The organism is Siccirubricoccus soli, from assembly GCF_024178315.1.
GTDB classification, from domain to species: Bacteria; Pseudomonadota; Alphaproteobacteria; order Acetobacterales; family Acetobacteraceae; genus Siccirubricoccus; species Siccirubricoccus soli.
In genome coordinates, this window is sequence record NZ_JAMZIK010000051.1 from 82,841 (window position 1) to 94,733 (window position 11,893).

Annotated in this window: 14 protein-coding genes and 1 pseudogene; 6 read left to right on the plus strand and 9 right to left on the minus strand. The window is 72.3% G+C overall.

The window, feature by feature from the left end:
• Positions 1–9: 9 nt before the first annotated feature.
• Positions 10–222, plus strand: a pseudogene (locus NJ376_RS08865) (VOC family protein); the annotation flags it as partial.
• Positions 223–469: 247 nt separating this feature from the next.
• Here the strand turns inward: NJ376_RS08865 and NJ376_RS08870 are convergent.
• The 6 genes from NJ376_RS08870 to NJ376_RS08895 all read right to left on the minus strand — a co-directional run bounded on the left by NJ376_RS08870 (position 470) and on the right by NJ376_RS08895 (position 3,305).
• The gene (locus NJ376_RS08870; protein ID WP_252952881.1) at positions 470–652 is read right to left on the minus strand and encodes a hypothetical protein; all 183 of its coding nucleotides are present in this window, start codon (positions 650–652) and stop codon (positions 470–472) included.
• Between the two features lie 66 nt (positions 653–718).
• Positions 719–1,684 carry an MBL fold metallo-hydrolase gene (locus NJ376_RS08875; protein WP_252952882.1) on the minus strand — a complete coding sequence of 322 codons (966 nt, stop codon included), beginning with the start codon at positions 1,682–1,684 and terminating at the stop codon, positions 719–721.
• A gap of 145 nt (positions 1,685–1,829) precedes the next feature.
• Positions 1,830–2,198 (minus strand): DUF2155 domain-containing protein, encoded by a 369-nt coding sequence (locus NJ376_RS08880; RefSeq protein WP_252952883.1) that lies wholly within the window; start codon positions 2,196–2,198, stop codon positions 1,830–1,832.
• The gene (locus NJ376_RS08885; protein ID WP_252952899.1) at positions 2,198–2,410 is read right to left on the minus strand and encodes a hypothetical protein; all 213 of its coding nucleotides are present in this window, start codon (positions 2,408–2,410) and stop codon (positions 2,198–2,200) included. Before NJ376_RS08885 ends, NJ376_RS08880 begins: the two co-directional genes overlap by 1 nt.
• A 2-nt stretch (positions 2,411–2,412) precedes the next feature.
• On the minus strand, positions 2,413–2,940 hold the full coding sequence (gene mlaD, locus NJ376_RS08890; protein WP_252952884.1) for an outer membrane lipid asymmetry maintenance protein MlaD: 528 nt from the start codon (positions 2,938–2,940) through the stop codon (positions 2,413–2,415).
• A gap of 5 nt (positions 2,941–2,945) precedes the next feature.
• The gene (locus NJ376_RS08895) at positions 2,946–3,305 is read right to left on the minus strand and encodes an NADH-ubiquinone oxidoreductase subunit NDUFA12 family protein (RefSeq protein WP_252952885.1); all 360 of its coding nucleotides are present in this window, start codon (positions 3,303–3,305) and stop codon (positions 2,946–2,948) included.
• 205 nt (positions 3,306–3,510) lie between these two features.
• Here NJ376_RS08895 and NJ376_RS08900 point away from each other — a divergent pair, with 205 nt between their 5' ends.
• Genes NJ376_RS08900 through NJ376_RS08915 form a run of 4 tightly spaced genes read left to right on the plus strand, consistent with a single transcriptional unit; the run spans position 3,511 to position 8,010 of the window.
• The gene (locus tag NJ376_RS08900) at positions 3,511–5,037 is read left to right on the plus strand and encodes a TSCPD domain-containing protein (protein ID WP_252952886.1); all 1,527 of its coding nucleotides are present in this window, start codon (positions 3,511–3,513) and stop codon (positions 5,035–5,037) included.
• A gap of 13 nt (positions 5,038–5,050) precedes the next feature.
• Positions 5,051–5,515, plus strand: a complete 465-nt coding sequence (locus NJ376_RS08905) for a RidA family protein (protein WP_252952887.1) — start codon at positions 5,051–5,053, stop codon at positions 5,513–5,515.
• Positions 5,516–5,575: 60 nt separating this feature from the next.
• A complete protein-coding gene (locus NJ376_RS08910; protein ID WP_252952888.1) occupies positions 5,576–6,748 on the plus strand; it encodes a GNAT family N-acetyltransferase in 1,173 nt (390 codons plus the stop codon).
• Positions 6,745–8,010: a Zn-dependent hydrolase gene (locus tag NJ376_RS08915; RefSeq protein ID WP_252952889.1), complete on the plus strand. Its 1,266-nt coding sequence runs from the start codon at positions 6,745–6,747 to the stop codon at positions 8,008–8,010. The genes NJ376_RS08910 and NJ376_RS08915 overlap by 4 nt, the downstream gene beginning before the upstream one ends.
• A gap of 225 nt (positions 8,011–8,235) precedes the next feature.
• Here NJ376_RS08915 and NJ376_RS08920 read toward each other — a convergent pair whose 3' ends face one another.
• Together NJ376_RS08920 and NJ376_RS08925 are read right to left on the minus strand one after the other, a co-directional pair.
• On the minus strand, positions 8,236–8,673 hold the full coding sequence (locus tag NJ376_RS08920; RefSeq protein ID WP_252952890.1) for a PaaI family thioesterase: 438 nt from the start codon (positions 8,671–8,673) through the stop codon (positions 8,236–8,238).
• Positions 8,660–9,622 carry a Gfo/Idh/MocA family oxidoreductase gene (locus NJ376_RS08925; RefSeq protein WP_252952891.1) on the minus strand — a complete coding sequence of 321 codons (963 nt, stop codon included), beginning with the start codon at positions 9,620–9,622 and terminating at the stop codon, positions 8,660–8,662. Before NJ376_RS08925 ends, NJ376_RS08920 begins: the two co-directional genes overlap by 14 nt.
• Positions 9,623–9,773: 151 nt before the next feature.
• Here NJ376_RS08925 and NJ376_RS08930 point away from each other — a divergent pair, with 151 nt between their 5' ends.
• Positions 9,774–10,364, plus strand: coding sequence for a DUF4286 family protein (locus tag NJ376_RS08930; RefSeq protein WP_252952892.1), 591 nt, complete (start codon positions 9,774–9,776; stop codon positions 10,362–10,364).
• A gap of 142 nt (positions 10,365–10,506) precedes the next feature.
• Here NJ376_RS08930 and NJ376_RS08935 read toward each other — a convergent pair.
• Positions 10,507–11,893 (minus strand): ABC transporter substrate-binding protein (locus tag NJ376_RS08935; protein ID WP_252952893.1); only part of this gene is annotated, 1,387 nt, incomplete at its 5' end.

The window sequence follows — 11,893 nt, forward strand, 5'->3', positions numbered from 1 at the left end:
GCTCGTTCTGGAGAATGTATCGCCGCGGACGGAGATCCAGCTCCTGCGGTACCAGCACCGGATCCCTTGCCGGACGCGCAGATCCGACACCTGAACAAGATCGGCATGAATCACGTCTGCTTCGCGGTCGACGATGTCGAGGAAGAGGCCGCGAAGCTCGAGGCACATGGCTTCAAGACCCGCAATCAGGTCATGGATTCCACTCGAGGACGCTGGTCTTGACGCTGGTCTTCATCGACGGGCCAGAGGGGGTCACTGTCGAACTCGCCGAGTGGCACTGAGCCGCCATGGGGCCGGCCTAGCCTCGGCCACCGAACCCGTCGCCCCCGCCGGGGAGGCGTCGCACGGTCAGACCCATGCATGACACAGAACCGCGAGCTGTCCGGATGCCAACCTTGATCAAGGCTCCAGCGTGGCGCAGGCTCCTGCGCGGCGAGGCCGCGAAGGCAGCGCGCCCGCCGCGATTCCCTCAATCGTCGGGCCCGCCCTTGCTTTGATCGGTCACGCCGGGCGGATCCGGGTACAGGTCGGACGGCACCTTGGCCTTCGGGTTCTGTGTCGTTCCGCCCTGTTGCACCTCTGCGGCCGTCGTCTTCGATGTCGGATCGGCGGTGTTCATCCGTTCCCGGCCGCCCTTGGGTAGTTCGTCCATGCGAGGGTCTCCAGCTGCTCCCTGTCCAACGCCGCAGCGGGGCGAAAGGACAAGGGCCGCCAGCGGTCAGCCGCCCGCCGCGATCTCCAGCGTGGCCCCGAAGGGAATTGTGCGGAATTCTTCCGCCGCAACCCCCTGCCGGGCGCATGCCGCCGCCAGCCAGGCCTCCGGCGCCTCGATCGCCTCGTCGGTCAGGCCGGCGAAGGTGCCGAAATGCATGCCGATGCTCCGGCGCGGCCGCAGGATCCGGTGCGCCGCCACCGCCTCCTCCGGGTCCATGTGCTGGGTGCGCATGAAGAAGCGCGGCTCATAGGCGCCGATCGGCAGCAGGGCGAGATCGATGCGCGGGAAGCGCGCCGCGATCTCGGCGAAATGCGGGCACCAGCCGCTATCCCCGGCGAAGTAGAGGCAGGCCCCCGGCGCTTCCAGCACGAAGCCGCCCCAGAGGCTGCGATTGCGGTCCCAGGGGGTGCGGGCGGAGAAATGCTGGGCCGGGACATAGGTGACGCGGAGGCCGGCGACCTCCACGCTCTGCCACCAATCCAGCTCCCGCGCCCCCTGGATGCCGGCCTTGCGCAGGTGCCGGGCATTGCCGAGGCCGGTGACGGCGGGCGGCTGCCAGCGCTGCCGCACCCGGCGCAGGGTCGGCAGGTCCATATGGTCGTAGTGGTTGTGGCTGACCAGCAGCAGGTCGCAGCCCGGCAGCGTCTCCAGCGCCTGGCCCGGCACCCGCACCCGCAGCGGCCCGGCGAAGCGCAGCGGGCTGCAGCGCGGCGACCAGATCGGGTCCAGCAGCACGCAGCGCCCCCCGAGTTGCACAAGGAAGCTGGCATGGCCGATGAAGGTGGCGGCGATCCGCCCGGCGTTCAGGCGCCGCGGCGGCGGCTGCGGCGGGTCGTCCACCCGGCGCGGCCAGGGGATGGGCTGGGAGGTGCGGCGCCAGCGCCAGACATCGCGCAGCGTCTTCACTGTGCGGTCATGGACGTTGTGGAACCGCCTCCCGTCGCAATGGTCGGAGACGGGAAAGGTCATCGCCCTCCCCTCCCCGCCCGGCGGGCGCCGGGCGCGCTGCGCCCAAGGGGCCGGCAGCGCGCGGCGCAAAGGCGGCTGCGGCGCAGGGCGCCCGGCCGTCGCACCTCGGCCCGCCCCCGCCCCGCATGGCGGGGCGTGGCGGGCGTCACTTGCACCCGAGGATCCGCAGGTCGTAGACCGGGTGCTCCAGCATCGAGACCGCTGGGTTGTTGGCGAACATCCAGCCGCGGAAGACGAGCTGCGCCTCGGGCTGGCGGCGGCTGTCCCGCACCTCCATCCAGGCGGCGGCGTCCGGCACCTCATCCGGCGGCCTCGCATTGCAGGCGGCGACGTTGATGGAGAGGGTGCCGAAATTGGCCGGCTGCCCCACCGTGGCCTGCACGACGGAAATCCGGGCCGTCACCTTGTCCAGCAATTGCAGCTCGGCGGTCCGCTTCGGCTGCCATTCCTCGGCATCCTGCGCCGCCGCCGGCATCGCGGCCAGCAACGCCACCGCCAGCAGCAGGCCGCGCATCAGCCGCGCCGCTTCGGGCTGGGCAGCTCGGCGACCAGCCGGGTGAGGATGTCGCGCATCGCGGCCTCGTCCACGCCCATCAGCAACGCATCCTCGAAGGCGTCCTGCATCACCTGCGCCAGCTCGCGGTGGTTCTCCGCCAGCACCTTCAGCTTCTCCCGGCAGGAGATGGGCGCGCCGTCGGCGCCCGGCCAGGTGGCGGGGGCCGCCATGCTCATCGCGGCGCGCCGCCGCCGGAGCCCGTCGCCGGCGTGCCCTGTTGCTGCTGCTGTTGGGAGTTGGCGCTGTTCATCTGGGTGACGGAGAAGATGAAGCGGCCGAGCAGGGATTCAAGGCTGACCGAGCCCTGCGTTTCCGTGATCCGCCCGCCATCGGCCAGGATCTTCTCGCTGCCCCCCGGCACCAGGGAAACATACTTCCCGCCCAGCAACCCCTCCGAGGTGATCTCGGCCGAGGTGTCGTCCGGCAGGCGCAGGCTGCGATCGATGCGCAGCGTCAGGTCGGCGCCGAAGGTCTGCGGGTCGATCCGGCTGTCGGTGACCGTGCCGACCTTGACGCCGGCGATCCGGACATCGGCGCCGTTGGACAGGCCGTCGATGCGGTCGAACCGCGCCCGGAGTTGCATCCCCTCCGCCACCACCGTGCCGCGGCCGCTGTGCAGCACCGCATAGGCCAGGAAGGCGGCGGCCACCAGCAGCACCACGGCCCCGGTGAGCACCTCCGCCAGGCTACGCCCTTGCATGCGGGTCAGGCGCCCGGGGTCCAGGCTTCGTAGTCGCCGCCGGTCACGCGGCGGGTGCCGCCGACATAGTCATGCCCGGCGGGGCGGTAGCTCTCCGGCGTGCCGGTCAGGTTCGGCCGGTGCTCCTGCTGCCAGGGGTAGCGCTTCTGCTCCGGCAGGGGCTCCGCGACGGTATGGTGCAGCCAAGCATGCCACTCCGGCGGCACCACCGTCGGCTCCCGCCCGCCACGGGCGTAGATCGCCCAGCGGCGGGGGCGGTTATAAATGGGCTGTAACCGGCGGCTTTCGAAATAGACGTTGCCGAAGCGGTCGGTGCCGACCTGTCGGCCGGTCAGCCTGGAGGTGAGGCGCAGCAGGAAGGACATGGAGCTCCTCGGCAGGGGCTGAGTGCGGCGGTATTGCACGCGGCGGCGCCGGGCGCAAAGCAGGGTGCCGCCGTGGCGCGGAAAAGCCGGGCGGCGCGACCCCGGGGGCCTGCCGAGTCCCATCACGCGCCATCCACAGGATATTGCGGTCGAGGATGCATCTATCCCCTAGATGCAGCGCGGCGAAGGTCCTAGCATCCCCGCCATGCGACGCTATCAGGGCACTCTCTGGGATGGTCTGGCGCTGCGGCGCCAACGCGCGGCGGCGGATCCGGACAGCGATCCGCGGCCGGTCGCCTTGCCGCCGGACTGGGAAGGCGAGGCGGCCGCCGCCCTCGCCGCCCTGGCCCCCACCAGCCGGCCGGCCAGCCTGCCCGCCGCGGCCGAGGCCTGGATCCGCCGCGCCGCCGCCGCGGGGCGGAAATCCGGCCTGCTGGACGAGGCCGGCGCGGCCGAGCTGGCCGAAGGGCTGCGCGCCCTGCTGCTGTCCCGCCGCGGCAGCGTGGGCGCCGAGGCCTGGGCCGGCGGGCGGGAGACCCGTTTCCTCCTCAACCTGCCGGCCTTCCTGGAGCCCGCGGGCGGCTTCGACCTGGAGGGCTATGCCGCCGCCTGCGCCCTTGGCGTGCGGACGCTGGATGCGCTCTCCGGCAGCCGGGTGCCGCGGCTGCGACTCGGCTTCGCCGATCTGGCCGGGCTGCTGGCCGGGCTGGGCCTGCCTTATGACAGTGGCGAGGCGCGGGCGACCGCCGCCGGCATCGCCGCCCTGACCCGCGGCGCGGCGGAGGCCGAGAGCGGCCGGATCGCGGCGCGACTCGGGGCGCGGGAGCCGGTGGCGCTTCTCTGGCCGGTGCCGCCGGCGGCAACCCCGGTGCCGGGCTTGGCCGCCGCCGCCCGCGCCGCGCTGGATGCCGCCGCGGCCTCGCCGGGGCTGCGCCACCAGGCGCTGGTGGCCCTGGCGATGCCGGATGCGGTGGAGGCGCTGCTGGGCGCCGAGACCGGTGGCATCGCCCCCGCCCCCGGCTCCACCCGCCCGGTGCTGACCGAGGCCGGGGAATGGGCCGAGGTGCCGACCCGCGCCGCCATGCTGGCCACCCGCCTGCACCCGGACCGCGCCGGGGCGCTGCTGGCGCCGGTCTCCGAGACCGCGCGCGACGCGATGCGGCAGGCGGTGGCGCCCTTCCTGCACGCCGTGCCGCCGGCGCCGGTCGCCCTGCCCGCCCCTGCCCGTCCGGCGCCGAAGTCCCAGGCCCCGCTGCGCCGCCACGCCGGCACCACCCTGCATGTCTCGGTCGGCGGCCATCGCGTGGCGTTGCGAACCGCCGAGGACGAGCAGGGCCGGCTGCTGGAGGTGGCCTTCAGCCTCTCGAAGGAAGGCGCTGCCTTCCGCAGCCTGATGGATGCCTTCGCCCATTCCGTCTCGCTTGGCCTGCAGCAGGGCGTGCCGCTGGCGGAGTATGTGGAAGCCTTTGCCTATACTCGCTTCGGCCCCTGCGGCGTGGTGGAGGGCGACCCGGCCATCCCCCGCGCCACCTCGGTGCTGGACTGGGCCTTCCGCCGGCTGGCGCTGGACTATCTCGGCCGGCACGACCTGCCGCAGCCGAGCGAGGAGGATTGCCTGGGGGATACGGTGGGCAGCGCCGCGCAGCAGGCGCCGCTGCTGCCGCTGGACCTGCCGGAGCTGCCGGCCGCCAGCCCACGCGGCCGGCGGCGGACGCTGCGGCTGGTGAGCTGAAGGAAGGCGGAACATGGCAGGCAAGGTTGCGGCGAAGCTCGCCGCTCTCGGCATCACCCTTCCCACCCCCGCGGCGCCGATCGCCAATTACGTGGCCTACAACGTCACCGGGAACCTCGTCGTCATCTCCGGCCAGATCCCGCTGCAGGACAGGAAGATCGTCTTCACCGGCAAGGTCGGGGCGGGCGTCTCCATCGAGACGGCGCAGCAGGCGGCGAGGCTTTGTTTCGTCAACCTCGCCGCCCAGCTCCAGGCGGCAGTCGGCGATCTGGACCGGGTGACGAAGGTGGTCCGGCTCGGCGGCTTCATTGCCGCGGGGCCGGAATTCACCCAGCACGCCCAGGTGATGAACGGCGCCTCGGACCTCGCCGTCGCCATCTTCGGCGATGTCGGCCGGCATGCCCGCACCACGATCGGCGTGCCCTCCCTGCCCGGGGATGCGACCGTCGAGGTCGAGGGAATGTTCGAATTCGCCTGAGCGGCGGGGCGCATTCTGCGCCCTTGCCCTCCCCATGCTGCGGTGCACATGCTGCGGGCGATGCCCGATAGCGCCCCAGACCTCACCCTCTCCCTGCATCCGCGCATCACCGACGTTCCGGCGGCGGATTGGGACGCCTGCGCCGGTGGCGGCAACCCCTTCGTCAGCCATGCCTTCCTGGCCGCGCTGGAAGCCAGCGGCAGCGCCACCGGGGAGCGCGGCTGGCTGCCGCAGCACCTGGCGCTGCGCGACCCGGGCGGCCGGCTCCTCGCCTGCGCGCCCTGCTATGCGAAGAGCCACAGCCAGGGCGAATACGTCTTCGACTGGTCCTGGGCCGATGCCTTCGAGCGGGCGGGCGGCAGCTACTACCCGAAGCTGCAGGTCTGCGCCCCGTTCAGCCCCGTGCCGGGCCCCCGGCTGCTGGCGCGGCCAGGCAGTGGCCTGGGGCCGGAGGCGCTGGGCCAGGCGCTGGTGCAGGCCTGCGGCGAACTCGGCCTTTCCTCCGTCCACGTCACCTTCTGCCAGGAAGCGGAGTGGCGCGCACTGGGCGAGGCAGGCTGGCTGCGCCGGCTGGGGACGCAGTTCCACTGGCACAATCGCGGCTATGCGAGCTTCGAGGAATTCCTCGGCGCGCTGAACAGCCGCAAGCGCAAGGCGGTGAAGCGGGAACGGCGCGATGCGGCGGCCAGCGGCTTCACCCTGAAGACGCTGCGCGGGCATGAGATCACGCCGCGCCACTGGCAGGCCTTCCACCGCTTCTACAAATCCACCACGGACAAGAAATGGGGCCGCAGCGCCTATCTCACCTCGCGCTTCTGGCCGATGCTCGGCGAGGCGCTGGACGACAAGGTCGTGCTGATGGTGGCGGAGCGGGATGGAGAGCCGGTGGCGGGCGCGCTGAACCTGCTGGGGGCGGAGGCGCTCTACGGCCGCAACTGGGGCGCCATTGTGGACGTGCCCTTCCTGCATTTCGAGCTCTGCTACTACCGCGCCATCGACTTCGCCATCGAGCACAAGCTGCTGCGCGTCGAGGCCGGGGCGCAGGGCGAGCACAAGATCCAGCGCGGCTACCTCCCCTCCCCCACCTATTCCGCGCACTGGATCGCGCATCAGGGGCTGCGGCGCGCGGTGGATGATTTCCTGGCGCGGGAGAGGCCGGCCATGGAGCGGGAGATGGCGGCGCTGGCGACCCTGTCGCCCTTCCGCCAGGGCGAGGAGGGATGCGAGGCGTGACGCGTTTTGCGGCGGCGATCCGGGCGGAGGCCGAGGCGGCCTGGGCGCTGATGGAAGCGATCGGCGATGCCACGCGCGAAGGCCCCGGCATCACCCGTGCGGCCTTCGGCGAGGGCGAGCAGAAGGCGGCCCGGGCGGTGACCGCCTGGCTGGAGGAACGCGGGCTGCCAGCTGCCGCCGATCCCTACGGCAACCTGCATGTCCGCTGGCCGGGCCAGGACCCGTCCCTGCCTGCGGTCGGTGCCGGCTCGCATCTCGATTCCGTGCCGCAGGGCGGGAATTATGATGGCCTTGCCGGCACGGTCGCGGCGCTGGCGGTGCTGGCGGCGGCGAAGGCCAGCGGCACGCGGCCGCGGCGCGGGCTGCACGCCATCGCCATGCGCGGCGAGGAAAGCCCCTGGTTCGCCACCGCCTATCTCGGCGCGCGGCTGATGCTCGGCCGCTCCACCCTGGCGGAGATCGGCGGCCTGCGGCGCTTCGACAGCGGCAGGACGCTGCGGGAGCACATGGTGGCGCTGGACCTCCCCGGCGCCGAGGGCGCGGTGCTCGGCCCCAAGGATCTGGCCTGCTTCTTCGAGCTGCATATCGAGCAGGGGCCGCTGCTGGAGGGCGCGGGCCTGCCGCTCGGCATCGCCACCGGCATCCGCGGCAATCTGCGCTTCCCGGAGGCACGGATCCTTGGCGAATACGGCCATGCCTCCGCCGTGCCGCGCGCCCATCGGCGCGATGCGGTCATCGCCCTGTCCGAGCTGGTGCTGGAATTCGATCGCTTCTGGGAAGGGCGCCTCGCCAAGGGCGACGACAATTTCGTCTTCACCATCGGCATCGTCGGCACCGACCCAGCGCAGCACGCCATGACCAAGGTACCGGGTGAGGTTCGCTTCAGCTTCAATTGCGGCGGCACGGACGCGACGGTGATCGCCGCGGCGCGCGAGCTGCTGCTCCGCACCATCGCCGGGATCGAGGCACGCCGTGGCGTGCGCTTCGAGCTGGGGCCGGAGGCGGGCACGCCGCCCGTGGCGCTGGATGCCGGGCTGATGGCGAAGCTGGAAGCCAGCGCCGCCAGGCTCGGCCATGGCACGCGCCGCCTGCCCACGGTGGGGCATGACACGGCCATGTATTGTCTCTCCGGCATCCCCGGCGCCATGCTGATGGTGCGCAACCAGCACGGCAGCCACAATCCGCAGGAGGCGATGGAGAAGGCGGACTTCATCGCAGGCGCCGAAACCCTGGCCTATGCGATGCTCGAGGCCGCTGGCTGAGGAAGGGCGCTGCCCTTCCTCAAGCTCCATCCCGCAAAGGGCCGAAGGGCCCTTTGAACCCTTAGGTCTGCTGCCCCGGCGCAAGCCAGCCGTTTCCCCGTTCGGCTGGAACGGCCGCTTCCCCGTCCCGGCCTGAATTCCGCGCAGGTCACGGCTGGTGCCGGTCGAGGCTGCGCGGCAGGCGGCGCGCGGCGGGTTTGACCGCCACCGCGCACGGCCCGGCGCTCAGCTGGCCGGGCGGGCCGCCCCCAGCGCAAACACCCCGGAACACCGCGCCGCCTTCTTCCCATCGGCCCATATGACGGCATCGGTGAAGCAGAGCGTCCGCCCGATCCGCGACGCCTCCCCCACCAGTTCCAGCCAGCTCCCCTCCGGCGCCGGCGCCAGGAACTCGATGTTCATGGAAACCGTCACCAGGAATTGCTTCGGCAGCCCCTGCTGCTCCCGCAGCGCCGAGGCCGTGTGCACCAGTCCGAGATCGGCCAGGGAGGCAATGCATCCGCCATGCGCCGCACCGGCCGAATTGCAGTGCCTTTCCTCCACCCGCATCGCCAGGGTGATGCGCCCTGGCTCCCGCTTCACCCAGAGCGGACCGAGTTCCCGCGCATAGGGCCCGCCATGCTGGGCGAGTTCATAGCCTTCCGGCACGTCAAGCGGTCGCAAGCATCGCCTCCACCATCTCCTGCACCTCCAATGCTTCCCGCAGCGTCGCCAGGTGATGCGCCTCGCCCCGCGTCATCGCCGCAACGCCGGCCAATTGCCGTTGCAGCACCAGGGGCCGCATCTTCTCGTTCGGCATGGCATCCGGCGGCGCCGCCCAGGCGCCATCCGCGCCCAGCTTCTCCGCGAAGGACCAGTCCCGTAACCGGATGGCGCCGTTCAGCACCCAGGTGTTGTGGTCGTCCTTCGCCGTGGTGCCGACGCCGCCGGTCAGCGTCACCGGCACGCCGCCCGCCGTCAGCCGCGCCCGCAGCGCCGTCTCCGCGCCATCGCCGGCGGGATAGGTTGCCTTTGCCTCCTGCAGCGCCAGGGGGCCGAGGCGCCGCCGCGTCAGGAACAGGAAGTGGGAGACGACCTCCCGCGTGAAGCCGCCCTCCGCCCGGCGTGCCAACCAACCCGCGGCGCCCTGCTGCCAGCCGCGGGGCCATGTGGCGAAGCCAACCCCGATCTCCAGCCGCTCCGGCACCAGCGCCGTCTGCCATTCCGCCAGCAGCGCCACGGCCGGCGAGGAGGCCATGGGGAAATTCACCGCCGCCCGGGCGCCCGCCGCCTCGGCCTCAGCGACGAAGCCCCGCGCCTCCTCGAGGTCGGTCGCCAGCGGCTTCTCCAGGAACACCGCCCGTCCCGCCGCCAGCGCGGCCCGCGCCAAGGGGATGTGCAGGCGGGGCGGCGTCGCCACATACAGGCACTCGCAAGCCGCGATCACCGCCTCGGCCGAGCCCAGCATCCGCACGTCGGGCGCGATCGCCGCCAGCCGCGCCGCCGCCTCCGGCGCCGGGTCGAAGACCGCGACCGGCGTCACGCTCTCCGCCGCATGAGCCAGGGCCGCGCGCAGCAGGCGCTCGCCCATGATGCCGAAACCGATGATGCCAAGCGCGATGGGGGGCGGCATGCCGATGCTCCGAAGCGGTGATTGCGCATATCCGCGACGGCGCCGTGTGGAAAGCCCGACTGGCCGGCGGGGGGGATGCCGGCTACCAAGGCGAGTGGCGCGGCCGCGGGACGCGCCCTGCCCCTCCCCTCCCGCGCAAGGGCAACGGGCCATGGCCAAGAAGGGCTTCCTCCTCGTCTTCATGCATCCGCCGCCGGGTTTCGAGGAGGAGTTCAACGCCTGGTACGACACGGAGCACATCCCGGAGCGGCTGGCGGTGCCGGGCTTCCTCACCGGGCTGCGCTACATGCATGCCAGCGGCGGCACGCCGCGCTACCTCGCCCTTTATGATCTGGAGAGTGCCGCGGTCATGGACTCGCCGGCCTATCTCCGCGTCGCACACGGCAATTCCAGCCCCTGGACCAAGCGGGTCACCGCCCGCGCCCGGGTGCAGCGCTTCGCCGGGGAGCAGGCCTGGCCGGGCGACGCCGTCACCGGCCCCGCCGCCCGGCTGCTGGTGCTGCGCTTCCGCAACCTGGCGCCGGAGCAGGCGGAGGCGGCCACCGCCGGGCTGCGCCGGCTCCATGAGGGACGCGCCGAGCTGCGCCAGCTCCGCAGCCTGGTGCAGCAGGCCGGGCCGGGGCGGTGCGACCTGCTGGGCGTCGTCGAGGCCGCGGCGCCGCTGCCCGAGGCGGTGGATGTCAGCGCCTTCGGACCGGCAGCGGCCGGGCTCGACCTGATCGCCAGCTACGCGGCGTTCTGACCGCGCCTGCCGGAAGCCGGCGCCGCCGGCCGACCTGCCGCGGCCTGGCCGCTTCAGGCCGCGCGAAATCTCGGAAGCGCCCGGCTCCTGCTCCCGCAAAGCCGCGCACCGGTGTTGCGGGGAGCGTCCGGCGCCGGGACCGTCAGCTCACCCGCTGCACGCCCCAGAAGGCATAGACCTCGGAAATCGGCTCGGTGAGCGTCCGCCGATAGGCGGTGGAGCCGAAATACTGGCCGGTCGGCAGGTAGGGCACCTCCTGGAAGGCCAGGCGCTGGATCTCCTCGGCGACGCTCTTCTGCGCCTCGAGATTCGGCGCGTCGAACCAGCTCAGCCGCAGCTCGTCGAGCTTCGGGATGTTCGGCCAGCCGAACCAGGCGCGCTCGCCATTCGCCCGGAGATACTGCATGACGCCCGGGTTCAGCCCGTCCAGCCCGTTCCAGGTGGTGTGGAACATGCTCCAGCCGCCCTTCTCCGGCGGCTCCCTGCTCGCCCGGCGCTGCACCAGCGTGCCCCAGTCGGAGACGCGGAAATCCACGTTCATGCCCAGCCGCTTGAGCTGGTCATGCGCGACCTCGCCAAGCGCGGCCAGCGCCGGCTGGTCGGTGGGCGACAGCAGCACCACCGTCTCCCCCCTGTAGCCGGCCGCCACCAGCTCGCGCTTCAGCGCCTCCATGTCCCGGGGGCCGGTGATCACCTCGATATCGGCGGTGTTGGCCAGCGGCGTGTCCGGGGTGAAGACGCCCATATCGGCGCGCCAGAGCGAGGGGTCGGCGCCCGCCGCCGCGGCCATGAAATCCGCCTGGTTGGTCGCCCGCAGCACCACCCGCCGCACCGCCGCCTTGTCGAAGGGCGGGTGCAGGTGGTTGAACACGCCGGTGCCGATGGTGCCGAGCGGCGAGGCCCGCTTGAGCAGCACCTCGCGGGAGCGGCGGAGCGCCGGGCCGAGGTCGTTCGGCGGATTCTCCCACCAATCCACCTCGCCATTGCGCAGCGCCGCGGCGGCGGTGCCGGAATCCGGCATCACCATCCATTCGACGCGGTCGAAAAAGACGCGCTTCGGCCCGGCCGCCCAGCTTGTCTCTCCGTCCGGCCGAGGCACGTAGTCCGGGTTGCGCTCATAGACCACGCGGGCGCCCACCACCCGCTCATCCGCCTTGAAGCGGAAGGGGCCGCTGCCGATGGTCTCGCGGATCTGGGTGTTCGCGTCCACCGAGGCGATCCGCTCCGGCCTGATGAACAGGGCGGAGGGGCCGATCTTGGAAAGCGTCTCCAGCATCGGGCCGAAACGCCGGCTGAGGCGGATCTCGAAGCTGCGGTCGTCCGGCGCCGTCATCGCCTCGGTGCGGGAGATGAGGGCCTGGCCCAGCGCGTCCCGCTGCGCCCAGCGCTTGATCGAGGCGATGCAGTCGCGGCCGCGCACCGGCTCGCCATCGTGGAATTTCAGCCCCTCCCGCAGGCGGAAGCGCCAGGTCAGGCCGTCCTCCTCCCAGGCCTCGACCATCTGCGGCTGCGGGCGCAGATTGCCGTCC

What these genes read in the sequence shown, in the direction of transcription:
- NJ376_RS08870 (WP_252952881.1), bottom strand. Translation starts at nt 652, where the DNA reads ATGGACGAACTACCCAAGGGCGGCCGGGAACGGATGAACACCGCCGAT.
- NJ376_RS08875 (WP_252952882.1), bottom strand. Translation starts at nt 1,684, where the DNA reads ATGACCTTTCCCGTCTCCGACCATTGCGACGGGAGGCGGTTCCACAAC.
- NJ376_RS08880 (WP_252952883.1), bottom strand. Translation starts at nt 2,198, where the DNA reads ATGCGCGGCCTGCTGCTGGCGGTGGCGTTGCTGGCCGCGATGCCGGCG.
- NJ376_RS08885 (WP_252952899.1), bottom strand. Translation starts at nt 2,410, where the DNA reads ATGGCGGCCCCCGCCACCTGGCCGGGCGCCGACGGCGCGCCCATCTCC.
- mlaD (WP_252952884.1), bottom strand. Translation starts at nt 2,940, where the DNA reads ATGCAAGGGCGTAGCCTGGCGGAGGTGCTCACCGGGGCCGTGGTGCTG.
- NJ376_RS08895 (WP_252952885.1), bottom strand. Translation starts at nt 3,305, where the DNA reads ATGTCCTTCCTGCTGCGCCTCACCTCCAGGCTGACCGGCCGACAGGTC.
- NJ376_RS08900 (WP_252952886.1), top strand. Translation starts at nt 3,511, where the DNA reads ATGCGACGCTATCAGGGCACTCTCTGGGATGGTCTGGCGCTGCGGCGC.
- NJ376_RS08905 (WP_252952887.1), top strand. Translation starts at nt 5,051, where the DNA reads ATGGCAGGCAAGGTTGCGGCGAAGCTCGCCGCTCTCGGCATCACCCTT.
- NJ376_RS08910 (WP_252952888.1), top strand. Translation starts at nt 5,576, where the DNA reads ATGCCCGATAGCGCCCCAGACCTCACCCTCTCCCTGCATCCGCGCATC.
- NJ376_RS08925 (WP_252952891.1), bottom strand. Translation starts at nt 9,622, where the DNA reads ATGCCGCCCCCCATCGCGCTTGGCATCATCGGTTTCGGCATCATGGGC.
- NJ376_RS08930 (WP_252952892.1), top strand. Translation starts at nt 9,774, where the DNA reads ATGGCCAAGAAGGGCTTCCTCCTCGTCTTCATGCATCCGCCGCCGGGT.